Origin of the sequence: Microcoleus sp. B3-D2, from assembly GCF_036705345.1 — a bacterium.
Taxonomy (GTDB): domain Bacteria; phylum Cyanobacteriota; class Cyanobacteriia; order Cyanobacteriales; family Microcoleaceae; genus Microcoleus.
In genome coordinates this window covers 18,000-36,502 of the sequence record NZ_JAUBUG010000068.1, presented here as the reverse complement: position 1 = coordinate 36,502, position 18,503 = coordinate 18,000, and the positions used below count along the sequence as shown (strand labels likewise).

The following is an 18,503-nucleotide window of genomic DNA, read 5'->3' as shown; positions in this document are numbered from 1 at the left end:
TGGTTAATATTAAGCACTTCAAAAACTGGTTTACAAGCTGCTGCTACTGTACTTCATAAACTTGGAATCCGCTGTATCGACCCCAAAACTATGAAAAAAATCATCATTGGCATCATGGGCCCTGGCGAAAGTGCCACATCAACCGACTTAGAAAACGCCTATCAACTCGGACAACTCATCGCCGAAGCAGGATGGATATTGCTAACTGGTGGCAGAAATGTCGGCGTCATGGATGCCGCCAACAAAGGAGCAAAATCAGCTAACGGTTTAACAGTCGGTATCCTTCCGGGAAATGACACTCGCGGCATTTCTGAAGCTGTAGATATTGCCATTGTCACCGATATGGGAAACGCCAGAAATAACATTAACATTCTTTCTTCAGATGTAATAATTGCCTGCGGTATGGGAACGGGCACTGCTTCGGAAATTGCCCTCGCTCTGAAAGCTAACAAACAAGTTATCTTGTTAAATGACAGCGCCGAAAGCCAACTTTTTTTTAAAGGTTTAGCACAATTTAACATCTTTGTGGTAAACAATGCTGTAGAGGCTATGAATCAAGCTCGCAAAATCCTAGCAAATCCAAGATGAAATCCAAGATGAGACTAAGCAAATTCAACTTTTGTGCGATCGGCATTTTCCTGACTTTGGGGATTTTCGTCAGTACCAAAGCAGACGGAAGAATTGCACAGTTCAGTTTCAGCAACAAATCCACTCAAAAATTAGCACAAACCCTCCCTCCTCCTCCCCCTTTCACACAGCCTGTTACCGAACAAGAAGCGCCACCTATTCGCAGCGAATCCGTACCCGATCAAATCGCTTTAGCAACCCATTTGCAGACAATCAAAGCTAGAATGTACGGTGCTTACTGGTGTCCTCACTGTCACACCCAACAAGAACTTTTCGGCAAAGAAGCATTTACCGCCATTACTTACATTGAGTGCGATCCCAGAGGCAAAGATGCTCAACCAGATTTGTGCAAAGCTGCTAATATTAAAGCTTATCCCACTTGGGAAATTCGGGGTAAATATTACACGGGCCGGCAATCTTTGGAAAAACTGGCTATTTTATCGGGTTATAAAGGCAGCGGCAATTTTCTGCCACCAGTTTCCTATCCTTAAAAATATCTAAATTCTTTCCCACTCGCCCACGAATAAACCGGGGTTTTTAACCGATATTGACGGTTTTTAGCAATTATAGGACTAAGGCAAACTGTCACGACTAGGGGTTAAATTTTAGGCGGAACTTCCCCCTGCTAATATACTTACACAGGCTCAAAAGCCTCTCAACACAAAGGTTTCAATTGTTGACTAAATAATGGTGTACCCATGTAGATGACTCATATCTGTTTGCGATCGGCAATTATATTGAATCTACAACAATTGAGTGTAATCGCCTGCGTCAGCTATTGCTTATAAATGGGTACAAATTTTCCGATCAACAGTTGCGTCCTTTGTGGAGTAAGAGTTTGAGGACTGTTAGTACATTTGTATGGGGGAAGTCCCGTTTAATCAATTGAAGAGCTAGAGTATTTATTGCAGATCCTCTTAAATGAAGGGCAATTAATAACTAAATGGGGGCAAAAAATCCAAAACAAGGGTAATGCTTGTATCAGAGTTTAAATGTGCAACAGCTTACGTTCTACATATTCTGAAAAAAATACATCTGATAATGGCATAATTGAAGTAAAAATTAGGTAGACAATAATTATAATGTTTCATTATTTATGTTTCAAGTAAGCTTTTTCCTGGAATTACCAAATTGATAAAACTCATAGTTTTTAGGTAGGAAGCGAGGTTTTGAATCATTATAAACTGCCCGACTTAAGATTGACTGCCTAACAGTTCTTCTGCTACCAATCCTTTCTGAATTGCGAGTACAGCAGCTTGAGTGCGATCGCGCACTTCTAACTTTTGCAAAATCGCGTGCACGTGAACCCGCACAGTCCCCGGAGCAATGTACAATATTTGTGCAATTTCCTGATTCCTTTTCCCCCTCGCAACTAAAGCCAAGATTTCCTGTTCTCGCTTTGTCAGCGGATTTTCCAAAACTTCTGATTTTGACCCAACTTTCACAGGTTCAGGATTAGCAAAAACCGCCCGAATCTCCGCAGTTGCCGCCTTATCCCACCACGAAGCACCCGCTGCTACCGATCGAATTGCCAAAACCAAAGTTTCCGCCGCAATTCCCTTGAGGCAATATCCCTGAGCTCCGGCTGAAATCAACCTTTCAATTAACGATTTTTGGGCGTGAGATGTTAAAATTAAAACTGGAATTTCTGGATGTCGCTGTTTAATTTGGCGGCACGCTTCAATGCCACCAATTCCCGGCAAACCGACATCAAGAACTACCACATTTGGCAAGTGTTCCTGAGTCAATTCTACCGCCGTTTCCCCATCTTCCGCCTCCGCAATTACTTGCAAGCAACTTTCTTGTTGCAATCGGGTTTGCAGCCCCAACCGAAACAATTCGTCGTCTTCAACTAGAAGAATTCGCAAGGGAAAAACTGGTTTCATTTGCAATTATTCCCGCTTCCAAGTTGGTTAATATTATTAGTATGATTCGGCAATATCATTGCCAGTGCAGCCAAGTAGCACCGAGCAATTTGCCACCTCTGCGAAAGAACCGCATACTTGGCAATGATGGCAGATAGAACCAATAAGTATGCAACTGAAAAAGATATCATAAAGCTGGGATGGCAGGTAGTCTAAATCCAAATAAAGCGCCTAAAGGCAATTTATTTTCTGCCCAAATTATACCGCCGTGGGCGTCAATGATTTGGCGAGATAAGTATAACCCCAATCCCGATCCTTTGGCTTGGCGATCGCTGTGTCCTTGATAAAAACGCTCGAACAAGTGGGGCAGTTCATCGGCGGTAATTCCCAACCCGCTATCGATAACTTTCACCACCTGATAACTCGCATAAGATTCCATAACAATTTCTACTTTTCCACCGCGAGGAGAATGGTTGATGCCGTTTGTTAGCAAATTAACAAAAACGCGCTGGAGTTGCACCGCATCGCCATTTACCCACAAAGAGCGGCGGAAATCTGACTCTCCGTAACTCATACTAATATAAACCCGGCGGGCTGCAGATAAATCGGTGAGAGTTGCGATTACTTCTTCAGCCAAACCTACTAAATTTACGGGCGCAAGTTGCAGTTTTAAACCTTCGGCATCGTTGCGGTAAACATCCAGCAGCGTTTCTACTAATTGTAGTGACATTTTGTGCGATCGCGCCATTGTTTCGAGAACTTTTTGCTGACTGGCGGTGACATCCCCAAATTTTGCTGACTGAAAAGCTTTAATTGTTTCGATCGCCCCCAGCATCGGCGTTTTCAAGTCGTGACTCAAAGTAGAGACAAAATCTTCTCGGATGCTTGCTAGCTGCTGCTGCGACTGCAACTCAGCTTTAGCGATCGCGATCGTCTCTTGGTACTGCTGGTTGCGATCGCTCAAATATCCCGTCACCCCTAAAGCCATGACTGCGATCGATCTATTTGCGACAGTGGCTAGGGCGATCGCTTCTCCAGGAGGAACAAACAAATTTAACAGCGTCAAAGCTGCCGATAGCAGCGTAATTTGCAACTTACCCAACCGACTCAATCGCGAATTTGCCAGTAAAATCGGCCCCGTGTAGAAATACCCAAACAGATACTCCGACGGCGTAGTAAATTCCAGCAGTGCAACAATCGCAAATAAAATTGCGATCGACCACCTCCCCCGCAAATACTTCTCTTGAATTGCCAGTTTTTTGGGGATACCAGATAAACTTTTAAACATCCTAAATCAATCCTTTTTATATTTTATATTCAAAGTTTTTTGCTTTCGGTTTCTACCTTTTAACTTCTAGCTTCTAGTTTCCGCTTCCGCTACTTTCTACCTTAGCATAGCTGTTTATTTTGAATATTTTTTACCTATTATCACGCCAAAACATGGCGTTTATCGAGCATCTATATCTCGAAGTATAGACGTTTAACCGAGTTAAACATTCCTCTATTCTGACCAATATAGAGCGAATAAGCATAATTTGCCTATAGCAATTTATACCTGAAGGCTAATTATCCAAATTTCTAACAGTGAGTATAGTAATCAGTAAAAGTAGATGGCATTGTGTGGGTAACAGGAGTGACATATCAACTTTGTCTAACCAAAGCGATTTCAGTGGCATCCAAATTAACAATAGTTATTGTGACACGGTACTAAATGTTATACAATTCCTCGATCGCTGTCAAAGCACGGGATTAGCAAAAGAAAAACGAGGAATTATCGCCAGCGAAAACCCGGTGATGGCGTTAATATCCCTCTGGCTGGGGAGATTGCATCTTAGCAGCATTAAATTCGGCGATCGCCCCCAAACAGAAAGTGACCTTCAAAAAAAGCTCGCCCGGTTTTTGGAACCTCCCACCTAACCCATTTGGCGATCGGCAAAACCCCTTTATCCAACGATAAAAAATTGGCTCAGTTATGCAGCAAGGATTACTTCAAATCGTATTAACCCTACTCATTTTAATAGCAATCGCGCCTGTCTTAGGCAATTACATGGCGCGGGTGTACATGGGACAACCAACCATTCTTGATTCCGCTATTAAACCTGTAGAACAAATTATCTATAAAGCCAGCAATATCCGGTCTGTAGATTCCATGACAGGTTGGCAATATGCCCGATCCTTACTCTACAGCAATGCAGCAATGGGCATATTTGTTTTTTTGATTTTCATGCTTCAGGGAGTGCTGCCTTTAAATCCCACCAGCCTCAGTACCCCAACCTGGGATACAGCGCTGCATACAACTATTTCATTCCTCACAAATACCGACCAACAGCATTACTCCGGCGAAACAACATTCAGTTATCTATCCCAGTTAACTCTGGGTTTTTTAATGTTTACCTCAGCCGCTACCGGTTTAGCAGTAGCGATTGCCTTTATCCGGGGATTGACCGGCCGGCCGCTGGGTAACTTTTACATAGATTTAATTCAATCAATCACCCGCATTCTACTTCCACTTTCTTTGATAATAGGCTTGTTTTTGCTGATTTCTGGAGTGCCGGAAACCTTAGCAGGGCCGGCAGTTGCCCGTACATTAGAAGGCGGCACGCAAGTAATTGCTCGCGGCCCAGTTGCTCACTTTGAAAGCATCAAACAACTCGGAGAAAACGGTGGCGGCTTTTTTACCATTAACTCGGCTCACCCTTTTGAAAACCCCAGCCCTTTTACTAACTTGCTGGAAACACTAGCAATGGTTTCTATACCAGCAGCTATGATTCACACCTACGGTCGATTTGCCAATAACAAAAAGCAGGGATGGCTGATTTTTTGGATGGTGTTTGCCATCTACGTTGTCTTGATTGGCATTGCAGCATTTGGCGAGTACGGCGGCAACCCTCAAGTAAATAATTTACTTGGCGCGCAACAACCAAATTTAGAAGGTAAAGAAGTGAGGTTTGGCTGGGCAGAAACTGCACTGTGGGCGGTGACTACGACTGGCACAATGTGCGGCGCTGTCAACGGGATGCACGATTCTTTAATGCCGCCCGGTGGTTTTGTTACTTTATTTAATTTGTTTTTGCAAATTGTTTGGGGGGGACAGGGAACGGGAACGGCTTACTTATTTATTTACTCAATTTTGAGTGTGTTTCTCACCGGATTGATGGTGGGGAGAACGCCGGAATTTTTGGGACGCAAAATTGAGAAACGGGAAATTGTTTTAGCCAGCGTTGTTTTGTTAATTCACCCGATCGCAGTTTTAATCCCCGGTGCAATTACCCTCGCCTTTACCGACAGCTTGAGCGGCATCAGCAACCCGGGATTTCACGGCATTTCCCAGGTGATGTACGAATACGCTTCGGCGGCGGCTAACAACGGTTCGGCCTTGGAAGGATTGGCCGACTCTCAACCCGCCCCGACAGGAGTATGGTGGAATTTAAGCACCTGTTTTAGCCTCCTGTTGGGGCGCTACGTTCCAATTATTGCCCTGCTGCTTTTAGCTGACAGCATGACGAACAAACAACTGGTTCCCGAAACAAAGGGCACTCTCAGAACCGATTCAGTTTTGTTCACTAGCGTAACCGCAGGAGTAATCTTAATTCTGGGCGCGCTGACATTTTTTCCGGTTTTGGCTTTAGGGCCAATTGCCGAAGGATATGAAATTAGTAGCGGCAAGTTTGAACCAGCATCGATAACTGTACCCACAACACCAACTCCTCCACCTCTGTAGCCAAAATTCTCAACCTCACTCTTCTCTCTCTCTGTGTTCTCTGTGTTCTCTGCGGTTCATTAAAAATCCCAAATCGACATGACCTCTTCCCATACTCCAGATTCCCCAAAAAAACCTCCAAGAGGCTCTCGCCAGTCTCGCAAGCACACGCCGAAAGCAAATACTAAAGGTCTTTACCAAAGAGCTTTTAAAGAAGCTTTTATCAAGCTAAACCCGCGGGTGATGCTAAAAAATCCGGTGATGTTCGTGGTGTGGGTCGGCACAATTGTGACTGCACTTTTGACGATCGATCCGACGCTGTTCGGCCCCGTTTTAGGCAAAAATCCGGTAGTTTTTAACGGTTTAGTGACGTTAATTTTGTTCTTCACTTTGGTATTTGCTAATTTTGCCGAAGCGGTGGCTGAAGGGCGCGGAAAAGCGCAAGCAGATGCGCTGCGATCGACCAAAGCCGACACAACAGCCCGCAAACTCCTACCAGACGGTTCAATTCAAGAAGTTAGTTCGACATCCCTGAGACGGGGCGACCAAATTAAAGTGATCGCAGGCGATGTCATTCCTTCCGACGGCGAAGTGATTGCAGGCGTCGCGTCGGTGGATGAATCTGCGATCACTGGCGAATCCGCGCCGGTGCTCAAGGAACCGGGTTCAGACATCGCCAGTTCCGTCACCGGCGGTACGCGCATCCTCTCTGACGAACTGACGCTGCGGGTAATGGCCGACCCGGGTAAAGGGTTTTTGGACAGGATGATCGCGCTGGTGGAGGGGGCCGAAAGGTCGAAAACGCCGAACGAGATCGCGCTGACGGTGCTGCTGGCGGTGCTGACTCTGGTGTTTTTGATAGTGGTATCGACGATTCCACCGATCGGCAATTACGTGAAAACTCCCGTGGGCGTGGTGACGCTGATTTCGCTGCTGGTGGCGCTGATCCCGACGACGATCGGCGGTTTGCTGAGCGCGATCGGCATTGCGGGCATGGATCGCGTCGCTCAGTTTAACGTGATAGCGACCTCTGGACGCGCCGTGGAGGCTTGCGGCGACGTGAATACGCTGATTTTGGACAAAACGGGGACGATCACGCTGGGGAACCGTTTAGCCGAGGAGTTCATTCCGGTAAACGGTCACTCGCTGGAGGAGGTTGCGAGTGTAGCCCTTGCTGCTAGCCTGTTTGACGATACTCCAGAGGGAAAGTCGATCGTCCGCTTGGCTCAGAATTTGGGCGCACAGGTGGATTTCGATCGCACCAACGCCACGGGGCTTGATTTTTCCGCAAAAACGCGGATGTCTGGCACGGATTTGCCCGGCGGGACGGAGGTTCGCAAGGGTGCGGTGGACGCGGTGAAGGGTTTTGTGCGATCGCGCGGCGGCAATGGGGGGCCGGATCTCGATGCAGCTTACGAGCGAGTTTCGCGCTTGGGAGGCACGCCCTTAGCTGTTTGTCAAGGCAGCGACACCTACGGCATTATCTATTTAAAAGATGTCATCAAACCGGGAATTCGCGAGCGGTTTGACCAACTGCGAAAAATGGGCATCCGCACAATAATGCTCACCGGAGATAACCGAATTACAGCATCAGTAATTGCCGATGAAGCAGGCGTTGACGACTTCATTGCCGAAGCAACTCCCGAGGACAAAATCGATGTAATTCGCAAGCAACAAGCAGAAGGCAAATTAGTAGCAATGACGGGAGACGGAACCAACGACGCACCCGCACTAGCCCAGGCAAACGTAGGACTCGCCATGAATTCTGGAACCCAAGCCGCGAAAGAAGCAGCGAACATGGTGGACTTAGATTCCGACCCCACCAAACTAATTGATTTAGTTACAATCGGCAAACAATTGCTGATTACTCGCGGCGCGCTGACTACGTTTTCGCTAGCGAACGACATTGCGAAATATTTTGCAATTATTCCGGCAATATTTGCCCCTGTTGGCGCTTTAAACGTCATGGGTCTAGCCAGCGGTCAATCTGCCGTTTTGTCCGCATTAATTTACAATGCTTTGATTATCCCCGCTTTGATTCCGCTAGCATTAACTGGTGTAAAGTTTAGACCTTTGAGCGCCAATCAACTGTTGCAGCGGAATATTTTAATCTACGGATTGGGCGGAGCAGTCGCGCCGTTTATCGCCATCAAAGTTATTGATGTTTTGATTACCACCGTTGGGCTAGCATAGATCGGGAAAGCACGACACGGATTTTGACACGGATACACGGATTAATCTCGTTCCCCGGCAGAGCCAGGCAACGCAGTTCCAGAGGCTCGGCCGCGATTTTCCCCAAAAAATTATCCAAGAGAAAGACAGATATTTAGTCCCAAAATAAGGAGAATTCATGAAACGGAATGATTTGCTGAATGATATTTTTCCCAGAGATTTCCAAGAAATTATTGAGTTAGCACAAATGCTTTGGCAGCGCCACCCAATCCCGGTGCAGCTATTTCTGGTAATGTGTTTCAATGCGATAATTGCCCCCGCTGTTTACGCGGCTGCGGGTGAAGATTTGACCAGAAAAGCTGTCTGGGGTTTAAGTCTTTTGGGTTTGGTAATCGTCGGACTCGCCGTTTATTTGATTGTCGTGATTTTTCAGCCCGAAAGATTTTAATAATGCTTCTGAAGAAGGCTCGATAATTAATCCGTCTATCCGTGTCAAAATCCTTGTGGTGCCTTCGTTTATCATTCATTTATTGAGGTAATTTATGAGAGAATTAATCCGAGCAATTCGCCTGACTTTAGTTTTATGGGGAATCACCGCGATTATTTATCCCTTGATATTGCTAGTAATCGGTCAAATTGCTTTTAATTCGCAGGCAAACGGCAGCTTAATTACTAAGCAAGGAGTTGTCGTGGGTTCCTCGTTAATCGGTCAACCTTTCAGCTCGGCTCAATATTTTTGGAGCCGCCCAAGCACCACAAATTACAGCAGCTTTGCAACGGAAAATTACGACCCGACAAAGGCAGATAACTTAAGTCAGAGAACAGGCGTTTCTGGGGCTAGCAATCTTGCTCCCAGCAACTCGGATTTGCTGAAGCGAGGTAATGAAAAAGATGGTTTTCAGGGGGTGCAAGTTGAATTAGATCGCCTCAGCAAAGCTGGTATCAAACCGACTGCTGATTTAGTTTACACCTCGGGTTCTAGCCTCGATCCGCATATTAGCGTAGAGGCAGCTAGGGCGCAAATTCAGCGGATAGCAACGGTGCGATCGCTCAATCTCAATCAAGTAGAAATGTTGGTAGCCAAAAATACAGATGGCAGATTTCTCGGCATTTTCGGCGAACCGGGAGTTAACGTCCTCAAACTGAATTTGGCTCTCGACGGTTTACAATAGTTTACAACAGTCTGCCGTCATCGGTCATAAACTGACTGATGACTGGAGATTGACTAACTACCCACTACTTAGCTATGATTCACTCTAGCGAACTTACCAACAATCCAGACGCGGTTTACGCCCAACCGAACCGCACTTACGATCGCACCCCCCGCCGGGGAAAGCACAAAATATTTATCGGCATGGCCCCCGGTGTCGGCAAAACTTTCCGAATGCTGGAAGAAGGGCACAGGCTCAAATCTGAAGGCATTGATGTGGTAATTGGATTGTTAGAAACTCACGGGCGAAAAGAGACAGCAGCTAAAGGCGAGGGACTAGAAATAGTTCCCAAAAAACAAATGCTGCGCGGCGAAAAAATGCTCAACGAAATGGATACGGATGCTGTCATAGAACGCCGTCCTCAATTAGCATTAATAGACGAACTGGCTCATACAAACATTCCGGGTTCTCTGCGAGAAAAACGATATCAAGATGTCGAAGAAATTCTCAAAGCTGGAATTGATGTTTTCTCGACTCTCAACATTCAACACATAGAAAGTCTCAACGATTTAGTAGCTCGAATCACCGGAGTTGTAGTCCGAGAGCGAGTGCCCGATCGCGTCCTCGAAGATGCTGACGAAATAGTCGTTGTCGATGTCACGCCGGAAACTTTAGAAGAAAGGTTGCTTGAAGGCAAAATTTATGCTCCCGAAAAAATTGAACAATCTTTAGAAAACTTTTTCCAGCGCCGTCATTTAATTGCTTTGCGAGAACTCGCCCTGCGAGAAGTCGCAGACAATGTGGAAGACGATGCAGCAACTTTAAAAGGTCAATCTTGCAACATTCACGAACGAGTTTTAGTGTGCATCTCAACTTATCCGAATTCCTTGCAACTGCTGCGACGGGGCGCGAGGATTGCTAGCTATATGAATGCCCCATTTTATGCTGTGTTTGTCAACGATCCAGACCGATTTTTAACAAAAGCAGAAAGCTTGCACGTTGAAACTTGTGAGAAACTCTGTCAAGAATTTAAGGGGCAATTTTTGCGGGTAAACGGCACTAATATAGCCAAAGCGATTTCGGAGGTAGCTAAACAGTATCGCATTACTCAAATTGTGATCGGCGAAAGCCAGCAATCGCGCTGGAGATTGTTGCTGCGGGGTTCTTTGACTCAACAGTTAGTGCGATCGCTCAAACACGTAGATTTGCACATCATCGCTACCGAAACAAGTGGTCTTTGTAATTAATTATTAGTCTTCAGTCAGTAGTCATTAGTTATTAGTCAGATCAATGCAATAAACAATTCCGGGCGATTGTAAGTCACGGAGTTTACGGGCCCCAAAGAGCAAGCCCGCCGCCGCAGCCTAAAAGCATAAAAAATTTGGTATAACAACTGCAACTTTCGGAGGATAGCTGAATCTAGCGGGCGGTGGATGCGTCAGAAGGTTTTATGTGTCAAAATCGCACTTGTTCAACCTGATTAAAAGTGCGATCGCTATGGTGGATGATTACATTCTCAACTTGCTAGTTATTGGCATCCTCCTGCTTACCGTTACCTTGGGTTCCGGATGGATTTCGCGATTGCCTCTATCTTATGCCTTAATTTATCTAATTGTCGGTATCGGATTGGGACCCTACGGCGTGAAGTTGATTGACTTGCGTCCCGAAGCTCAATTTTTAGAAAGACTCACAGAATTGGTAGTTATTGTTTCTCTGTTCAGTTGCGGCTTAAAAATGAATCGCCCGCTGCAATTTTGGGCTTGGAATTCCACAGTGCGGCTGATCGGTTTTTTAATGCCGATTTCTATTTTTGCAGTGGCCGCGATCGCTCATTGGTTTGTGAAATTAGATTGGGGCCCGGCGATTTTACTCGGAGCAATTCTCGCTCCCACCGATCCAGTTTTAGCCTCAGAAGTTCAGTTAGCTGATATAGACGATCGCGATGAATTGCGCTTTGGTTTAACATCGGAAGGTGGTTTGAACGATGCTTTAGCTTTTCCCTTTGTTTATTTCGGCATTTATTCGCTAAAAGATAGCAACTGGTCAAACTGGTTTTCGCAGTGGGTAGCAGTTGACTTGATTTGGGCGATCGCCGCTGGTATAGTTATGGGAATTTTAGTAGCTAAAGCCGTCACCTGGATCGATCGCCAACTCCAACACTATCGACCAGCCGATCAATTAATGGAAGATTTCATTGCTCTCAGCACAATTCTGCTTACATATTCCCTCACAGAAGTAGTCAACGGCTACGGATTTCTCGCAGTTTTTGTAGCAGGAATTGTGGTGCAGGGGAGTTACCGAAACCCAGAAAAGCCGCTTTCCCAACTCCACTTTACCGAGCGCATTGAAAAGTTAATGGAAGTAGCAACTATTTTACTATTAGGTTCACTTTTGCGCCTAGAGCCTATGTTGGCATATGCAGGATACTCCCTCTTAGTAGCTGGATTGTTGATTTTTATAATCCGGCCTGTGGGAGCTTGGATTAGTACGATCGGCAGTCCTTTACATCCCGCCAACCGCTGGCTTTACGGTTGGTTCGGCATTCGTGGTGTAGGTTCTATCTATTATCTTACCTATGCTTTCGGCCACGGTTTGAAAGACGAAACCGCCGAAAGAATTGCCTGGATTACCTTTACAACAATCATAATTTCTGTGGTTTTGCACGGCATTACTTCCACCCCGTTAATGAACTGGTACGAGCGCCGAATCAAACCTAAAGTACCCGATTTAATTTAATTTAGTCACGCACCTCCTACAGATTGTATGAGATATTTGTAGGGACACGGCACTGCCGTGTCCTTATCCGGATCTACGAATTTCACAGAATATTCTAAACAGGTTTCACCCCAACTAATAAAGCGAGTTCCCGCCACTTCCAATAACAATCTGCATCGGTAAAACCAATTTCTCTAAACCAGCGCAATTGCGTTTCCACATCCAGCAATTTATTAGACGGATCGTCTGGCGAATCGCTAATACCGATCGCCTCTCGAAATTTCTCGTGTAAAGCGGGAGTTGCGGACGCTACGTGTTCCAAATTGCAAAAGATGCCTCCGGGTTCCAAAAGCTCGAAAATCTCAGCGTAAAGCGAACGTTTGCGATCGTCTGCTACATGATGAATCGCAAAACTAGAAACAACCGCATCAAACTTGCCCAAATCCGGCAGCGATTCATCAAGATTGTGTTCGATTACTGTGACATTTTGGTCATCAGCAAAGCGAATTCTGGCTTTTTCCAGCATTGTCGGCGAAAAGTCGATCGCCACACATTCAACATTTGGTCGATCGCACTTCAGCAAACCCAGCAACCGCCCGTCTCCCGTGCCCACATCCAGAATTCGCTTAACATTTTTCGGCACTTCCTCCAACAAAACCGCTTCACCTTCAGTGCGGTGAGGAATTCCATCAGCTTTAGCAAGATACCACAAAGCGTGTTGGGCCGAAGTCCAAAGATTCACTTGACTCATAAATTTTCAACTCTCATAAACCTCGCCATTTTTGCGAGTAAAAATCCAACTATTCCCGTTAGCTTTTGCAATTAGATCGTCATCGGGATATTCGGCACTATCTCCCAGAGTGCGATCGCCAATTTCCAGATAAACAACATCTCCCTTCGAGCGGTTAACCAAATGATGCCCATCTGCATCACCCGCCGGAAAACCCGCCGCCATACCCGGTTTCAGCACTTGCTCTCCCGAATTTGTAATCAGAGTAACTTCCCCTTCCAGAACATAGATTAACTCATCTTGCCGGGTGTGCCAATGCCTGAGAGCAGAACAACTTCCCGGCGCAAGTCTCACCAAATTTACCCCAAAATTCTGCAATCCGGCAGCATCGCCCAAGCGTTTTTTAACTCTCCCCGCAACAGCCGATTGGAATTGCTGAGGGTACTTGGAACCCGTAATTTCAGGCACATTTTTAGGATCGATAATCATAAAACATTCCTCCCACCAATTGCCCACTATTATCCAAAAAAAATCAGCTATTCTAACGGTTTCAAAGTAGTAGGATTTTCCCGAATCGGTTTAATAAAACTGCTATTAGCCCGCACAAAACAATTACCCTTATCCGTTGAAATCGGCAGCCAAGGTTTGCCCTGAGAGTCAGCAATCATAATTTGATTGGCATTATTTCCTGTCACCGCTTGCAAGCGTTCCCCCCGTCTAAACGTAGTCACGACAGGCCACTGCGAAACATTGTGTTTATTTCTTTCAAACAACTCAGCAGGCGCATCCAAACCGTCTACAGAAATTGATCGAAATCTCTGAGCCATCCGGCAATTCAACCCTTTAGAATCCGAGTCCACAACCAACCAATTTACCTGCCTGTTGCCCCGCTGTCCCCCAGGCGGCACCGGATAATCACCTTGCTTGTTAGCAACAGGTATTGCTGAGGCTAAATTAGCCTCCATTCCTAAAATCCAAGCCGCTGCGAGAAAGACAACTCTAATTTCTGCTTTCATTGCTACCAAAAATCCTTTAATTCGAGCTCATCATAATTTTATATTACCTGCCACTTTCCCGTCACTTTCGCATCCCACCTGCGACAGTTCCCGGAACTCATTAAGAATGTGTTATAAATATTGAGATTCATTAAGAAATATTGCTCAAATGCTCGTTTCCCCCTCCGGCGTCAGCAAACTCAAAGAATCTTTAAAAGAAAAAGTATTCTTTGGGAATGAGCCAACTCCCGAACTCATAGCCATCTTAGTGATTTACTTCGTCCAAGGCATTCTCGGACTATCCCGCTTAGCCGTCAGCTTCTTCCTGAAAGACGAACTCGGCATGAGTCCGGCAGAAGTCTCGGCAATGCTGGGCGTCGTCGCCCTGCCTTGGATTATCAAACCCGTGTTCGGCTTCATGTCGGACGGCTTGCCGATATTCGGCTACCGCAGACGCCCTTACATCGTCCTCTCCGGGCTGCTGGGCACCTTAGCATGGGTGAGCCTCGCAACAATTGTACACACACCGCTTGCAGCTACAGGCGCGATCGCCCTGAGTTCTCTCTCCCTCGCCGTCAGCGACGTAATCGCCGACTCCCTGGTAGTCGAAAGGGCCAGAAAAGAATCCGTTACCGACGCCGGTTCCCTGCAATCCTTGTCTTGGGGCGCTGCAGCCCTCGGCGGACTAATTACCGCCTACCTCAGCGGTTCCCTGCTGCAACACTTCAGCACCCACACAATATTTTTAATCACCGCATCTTTCCCGCTAATTGTATCAGCAACAGCTTGGTTAATTGCCGAAGAAAAAACCGACAAAAGAAGCGACTTTGAAACGGTCAAAGACCAAGTAAAACAACTGCGGCAAGCTGTTACCCAAAAAACAATTTGGCTGCCCACCGCCTTTCTCTTCCTCTTGCAAGCCACCCCGAGTTCTGACTCCGCCTTCTTCTTTTTCACCACCAACGAATTAGGCTTTCCACCAGAATTTCTCGGCCGAGTGCGCTTCGTTACCAGCATTGCCGCCCTCGCCGGCGTCTGGGTGTTTCAGCGCTTCCTCAAAACAGTTCCATTTCGAGTAATTTTTGGCTGGTCAACCGTCATTGCGACTGCTTTGGGCATGACTACTTTATTATTAGTAACTCATGCGAACCGAGCTTTAGGAATTGACGATCAATGGTTCAGCATCGGAGACAGCCTGATCCTCACAGTAATCGGACAAATTGCTTATATGCCGGTGCTGGTACTCTCCGCCCGCTTGTGTCCCCCAGGCGTCGAAGCAACTTTATTTGCACTGCTGATGTCAATCACCAATTTAGCAGGACTTTTGTCCCACGAAGGCGGTGCACTTTTAACCCACTTGCTAGGAATTACCGATCGCAATTTTGATAACCTCTGGCTGCTAGTGATAATCACAAACCTCTCCACACTTCTGCCCCTACCCTTCTTAAATTGGCTGCCCGCCGAGAGTGCAGAAAGCGGCGATCCAAACTATCAAAAGTCTCTTCCCGTATTAGAACCCGAACTGGGCAGTTCCAAACCAGGCGGACAGCATTTCATGCCCGAATACTTTCCCGACTTAGTACCGACAGTAAGGTCACAAAGCCGCACGGCAGATAGCAAATAAAGGAAGTTCGGCAACGGATTTTGTAACGGATGTAAGGGAGTGAAAGAAGGAAGAAGGAAGACAGCAGAAAGATATGGAACTTGTAGATATTAGAACTACAATTCACTGCGAAAATCTCCCTAGTTTTATTTCCTCTTCTTTCGCCTCCTTTCTTTATCTCTGCGCCCTCTGCGCCCTCTGCGGTTAAATCAATAAAAGCTTATTCTACACAATGCAAAACATAGAAACTCCTCCAGCCAAAACTGCCGCCCAAAACCTATCATACGATCGCACAGACTGGCAGCGCGGCTACGAATCCCAACCCAACGAATCCGACTACTGGATTGACGACATAGAAGGCGAAATTCCCGCCGGTTTGCAAGGCACATTCTTTCGCAACGGGCCCGGATTATTGGAAGTCAACGGCCAGCGCATCCACCATCCGTTTGACGGCGACGGGATGATTTGTGCGATCGCAATATCCGAAGGCCGCGCCCATTTCCGCAACCGATTCGTCCGCACAGAAGGCTATCTCGCCGAACAAGAAGCCGGAAAAATTCTCCACCGAGGCGTTTTCGGCACGCAGAAACCCGGCGGCTGGCTAGCCAACATCTTTGATGTCAAAATCAAAAACATTGCCAACACCAACATCATTTATTGGGGCGACAAACTGCTAGCGCTTTGGGAAGCCGCAGCACCCTACAGACTCGACCCCCGCACCTTAGAAACATTCGGCTTAGACACCCTAGACGGCATTTTACAACCCGGTGAAGCCTTCGCCGCCCACCCGAGAATTGAAAAAGGGAAAAATGGCAAAGGAGACAGATTAGTAAACTTTTCTGTCAAGCCCGGTTTGTCGAGTACCATCACGATTTACGAACTCGACGAAAGCGGCAAACTTTTGCAGCGTCACGCCCATGCAATACCGGGTTTTGCCTTCCTGCACGACATGGTAATTACCCCGAATTACTGCATATTCTTCCAAAATCCCGTCAGCTTCAATCCGCTGCTTTTCGTGTTAGGATTTCGGAGTGCATCCCAGTGCATTAAGTTCTCGCCAAACAAGCCAACGCAAGCAATTTTAATTCCCCGCAACGGCACTGACGAGGTGAAGATATTAGAAACTGAACCTTGTTTTGTCTTCCACCACTGCAACGCATGGGAAGAAGGAGACGAAGTTTTTGTTGACTCAGTTTGTTACGAATCGTTTCCAACTGTAGAAGCAGAGGGCGATTTTCGCGAGGTTGATTTTGAGAGCGTTCCAGCGGGCGAATTGTGGCGGTTTAAGTTAAATTTGCAAGACAAAACGGTGCAGCATCAAGTTGTTGAAACTAGGTGCTGCGAGTTTCCAACTTTGCATCCCAATAATGTCGGACAACCTTACCGATATCTTTACATCGGTGCTGCTGATGCTCCTACTGGGAATGCTCCTTTGCAAGCTATTCTCAAAATGGATTTCGTGACTGGTGAAAGGCAAATTTGGAGTGCGGCACCACGCGGTTTTGCGGGGGAACCGGTGTTTGTTCTCCGTCCCGATGCTGTTGCTGAGGATGACGGCTGGCTGCTGCTTTTAATGTATGATGCAGCTCATCATCGATCGACCTTAGTGATTTTAGATGCTCGCGACATCACCAAAGGGCCCCTAGCGCGCTTGCATTTAAAACAGCACATTCCCTACGGTTTGCACGGAAGTTTCACACCAAATGTACTGCTTCCTATAGGTTCGTAGTTGCCCGTTGATTCGCCTGGTTCTTGCGCCGATCAGCGCCACAGCCCGCCGGGGGTTGAAAACCCCCGGCTCACAGCGAAAGCCTCTAAAACAGGACTAAAACCAACATTTATTATCGATCGAGTTTCTTTAGTCGGTTTCAACCGACTTTAGCTATGAGCCGGGGGTTTAAACCCCTGGCGGACTGTCGGGAGTCCTAACAACTATTCAAGATGTAAAATATCATAATAAATGCAAACTCTCAACACATTTAATTTCAAAAAAATACTTATTTTAATTGGGACTTTCCTCGCAATTTTCGCAATCATCTTATCTATTTACTCTCACAATGCTAACGCCCAAGAGCCTTACAATCCCTCTCCAGAAAGCGCTGTAGCGTCCAAAGGCTTGGTTGAAGTCAAAATGACGGTAATTGCAGTTGATCCCATTAAGAACGAATTAGAAACCCGCTTGCAGTTTGAACTTAAAGGTATCTATAAAAAAGGACCAACTTACCCGGCTCAAGACTTGTTAATGACAGTTAACGGGGCAAATGTACAGGATTCGGAAATTACCTTTAAAGAAGGCAAGCCGATGATTGTTCCTGCATTGAAGTTTAACTTAGTCAAAGGAAAAATTAACAATTACCCGTTTGACAAGCACATTGCTAAAGTTGCTATTTCGCTCGATCCGCTGCCTTCAATTGGTAAAAAATTTGCTCCATTTGAACTGAATCCCGTGCCACTTAAATTTAATTTTAATGCCGACGTTCCCGGTTTCGACATTAGTTATCAGCCGATGGAGGAGAATTCATCTATCTTTATTTATATTGATGTTTCTGCAACTCGATCGCTCCCGGTCAAATTCTTTGCCTTAGTGATTATTGTCATCATGTGGGTGTTGTCAATTATGGCATTTTTGCTCGCATTAAAAGTGATGAAATCCGGCAACTTGCCGGAAGTGGGAATGCTGAGCTGGACTGCTGTGATGCTGTTTGCTTTTCCCGCTATTCGCAACGCTCAACCGGGGGTGCCTCCGGTGGGAACTGCAAGTGATTTTCTGTCGTTCTTTTGGACGGAAATTATTGTTGTGGTGGCGTTGGTGATTATCGGTAGTTGTTGGTTGAAGCGGTATCATCCGCCAATTGAATGATTTGAGATTTGAGATTTGAGATTTGAAGAATTTAGCCCATAGATAAATCCCGGGGCTTTTACCCGGGAGACTTTCAATTAACAGT

General features: G+C 46.2%; 17 protein-coding genes. 12 read left to right on the top strand and 5 right to left on the bottom strand.

Annotated elements, in window-relative coordinates:
- The first annotated feature begins 90 nt into the window (after nucleotides 1-90).
- Nucleotides 91-588, top strand: coding sequence for a TIGR00725 family protein (locus QUB14_RS22440; RefSeq protein ID WP_333219326.1), 498 nt, complete (start codon nucleotides 91-93; stop codon nucleotides 586-588).
- An 8-nt stretch (nucleotides 589-596) separates the two neighbouring features.
- Entirely contained in the window at nucleotides 597-1,118 is a 522-nt protein-coding gene (locus QUB14_RS22435) for a hypothetical protein (RefSeq protein WP_333219324.1), read from the top strand.
- Nucleotides 1,119-1,820: 702 nt separating this feature from the next.
- On the opposite strand, the gene QUB14_RS22430 is transcribed toward QUB14_RS22435, so the two are convergent.
- A complete protein-coding gene (locus QUB14_RS22430; protein WP_333219322.1) occupies nucleotides 1,821-2,513 on the bottom strand; it encodes a response regulator transcription factor in 693 nt (230 codons plus the stop codon).
- Between the two features lie 166 nt (nucleotides 2,514-2,679).
- A complete protein-coding gene (locus QUB14_RS22425) occupies nucleotides 2,680-3,780 on the bottom strand; it encodes a HAMP domain-containing sensor histidine kinase (RefSeq protein ID WP_333219320.1) in 1,101 nt (366 codons plus the stop codon).
- Nucleotides 3,781-4,139: 359 nt separating this feature from the next.
- Between QUB14_RS22425 and QUB14_RS22420 the strand changes: the two genes are divergently transcribed.
- From QUB14_RS22420 to QUB14_RS22390, 7 genes are all read left to right on the top strand, one after another.
- Nucleotides 4,140-4,409 (top strand): hypothetical protein, encoded by a 270-nt coding sequence (locus tag QUB14_RS22420; protein ID WP_333219319.1) that lies wholly within the window; start codon nucleotides 4,140-4,142, stop codon nucleotides 4,407-4,409.
- 55 nt (nucleotides 4,410-4,464) lie between these two features.
- The gene (gene kdpA, locus QUB14_RS22415; protein WP_333219317.1) at nucleotides 4,465-6,213 is read left to right on the top strand and encodes a potassium-transporting ATPase subunit KdpA; all 1,749 of its coding nucleotides are present in this window, start codon (nucleotides 4,465-4,467) and stop codon (nucleotides 6,211-6,213) included.
- Nucleotides 6,214-6,291: 78 nt separating this feature from the next.
- Entirely contained in the window at nucleotides 6,292-8,385 is a 2,094-nt protein-coding gene (gene kdpB, locus QUB14_RS22410; protein WP_333219315.1) for a potassium-transporting ATPase subunit KdpB, read from the top strand.
- A 157-nt stretch (nucleotides 8,386-8,542) separates the two neighbouring features.
- Nucleotides 8,543-8,812, top strand: coding sequence for a K(+)-transporting ATPase subunit F (gene kdpF, locus QUB14_RS22405; protein ID WP_333219313.1), 270 nt, complete (start codon nucleotides 8,543-8,545; stop codon nucleotides 8,810-8,812).
- 94 nt (nucleotides 8,813-8,906) lie between these two features.
- On the top strand, nucleotides 8,907-9,536 hold the full coding sequence (gene kdpC, locus QUB14_RS22400; protein ID WP_333219311.1) for a K(+)-transporting ATPase subunit C: 630 nt from the start codon (nucleotides 8,907-8,909) through the stop codon (nucleotides 9,534-9,536).
- A gap of 74 nt (nucleotides 9,537-9,610) precedes the next feature.
- Nucleotides 9,611-10,762: a universal stress protein gene (locus QUB14_RS22395; RefSeq protein ID WP_333219309.1), complete on the top strand. Its 1,152-nt coding sequence runs from the start codon at nucleotides 9,611-9,613 to the stop codon at nucleotides 10,760-10,762.
- A 205-nt stretch (nucleotides 10,763-10,967) separates the two neighbouring features.
- Nucleotides 10,968-12,251 carry a sodium:proton antiporter gene (locus QUB14_RS22390; protein WP_333219306.1) on the top strand — a complete coding sequence of 428 codons (1,284 nt, stop codon included), beginning with the start codon at nucleotides 10,968-10,970 and terminating at the stop codon, nucleotides 12,249-12,251.
- Nucleotides 12,252-12,345: 94 nt separating this feature from the next.
- Here the strand turns inward: QUB14_RS22390 and QUB14_RS22385 are convergent, their stop codons facing one another.
- From QUB14_RS22385 to QUB14_RS22375, 3 genes are read right to left on the bottom strand one after another with little or no spacing between them, the layout of a single operon-like run.
- On the bottom strand, nucleotides 12,346-12,981 hold the full coding sequence (locus QUB14_RS22385) for a class I SAM-dependent methyltransferase (protein ID WP_333219305.1): 636 nt from the start codon (nucleotides 12,979-12,981) through the stop codon (nucleotides 12,346-12,348).
- 6 nt (nucleotides 12,982-12,987) lie between these two features.
- Nucleotides 12,988-13,449: a cupin domain-containing protein gene (locus tag QUB14_RS22380; RefSeq protein ID WP_333219303.1), complete on the bottom strand. Its 462-nt coding sequence runs from the start codon at nucleotides 13,447-13,449 to the stop codon at nucleotides 12,988-12,990.
- Nucleotides 13,450-13,496: 47 nt separating this feature from the next.
- A complete protein-coding gene (locus QUB14_RS22375; protein WP_333219301.1) occupies nucleotides 13,497-13,976 on the bottom strand; it encodes a hypothetical protein in 480 nt (159 codons plus the stop codon).
- A gap of 148 nt (nucleotides 13,977-14,124) precedes the next feature.
- Here QUB14_RS22375 and QUB14_RS22370 point away from each other — a divergent pair, with 148 nt between their 5' ends.
- From QUB14_RS22370 to QUB14_RS22360, 3 genes are all read left to right on the top strand, one after another.
- Nucleotides 14,125-15,579 carry a folate/biopterin family MFS transporter gene (locus QUB14_RS22370; protein ID WP_333219299.1) on the top strand — a complete coding sequence of 485 codons (1,455 nt, stop codon included), beginning with the start codon at nucleotides 14,125-14,127 and terminating at the stop codon, nucleotides 15,577-15,579.
- Nucleotides 15,580-15,790: 211 nt separating this feature from the next.
- Nucleotides 15,791-17,287 carry a carotenoid oxygenase family protein gene (locus QUB14_RS22365; RefSeq protein ID WP_333219297.1) on the top strand — a complete coding sequence of 499 codons (1,497 nt, stop codon included), beginning with the start codon at nucleotides 15,791-15,793 and terminating at the stop codon, nucleotides 17,285-17,287.
- Nucleotides 17,288-17,518: 231 nt separating this feature from the next.
- Complete coding sequence (locus QUB14_RS22360; protein WP_333219294.1) at nucleotides 17,519-18,418, top strand: DUF4436 family protein; 900 nt, start codon at nucleotides 17,519-17,521, stop codon at nucleotides 18,416-18,418.
- Nucleotides 18,419-18,503 lie beyond the last annotated feature (85 nt).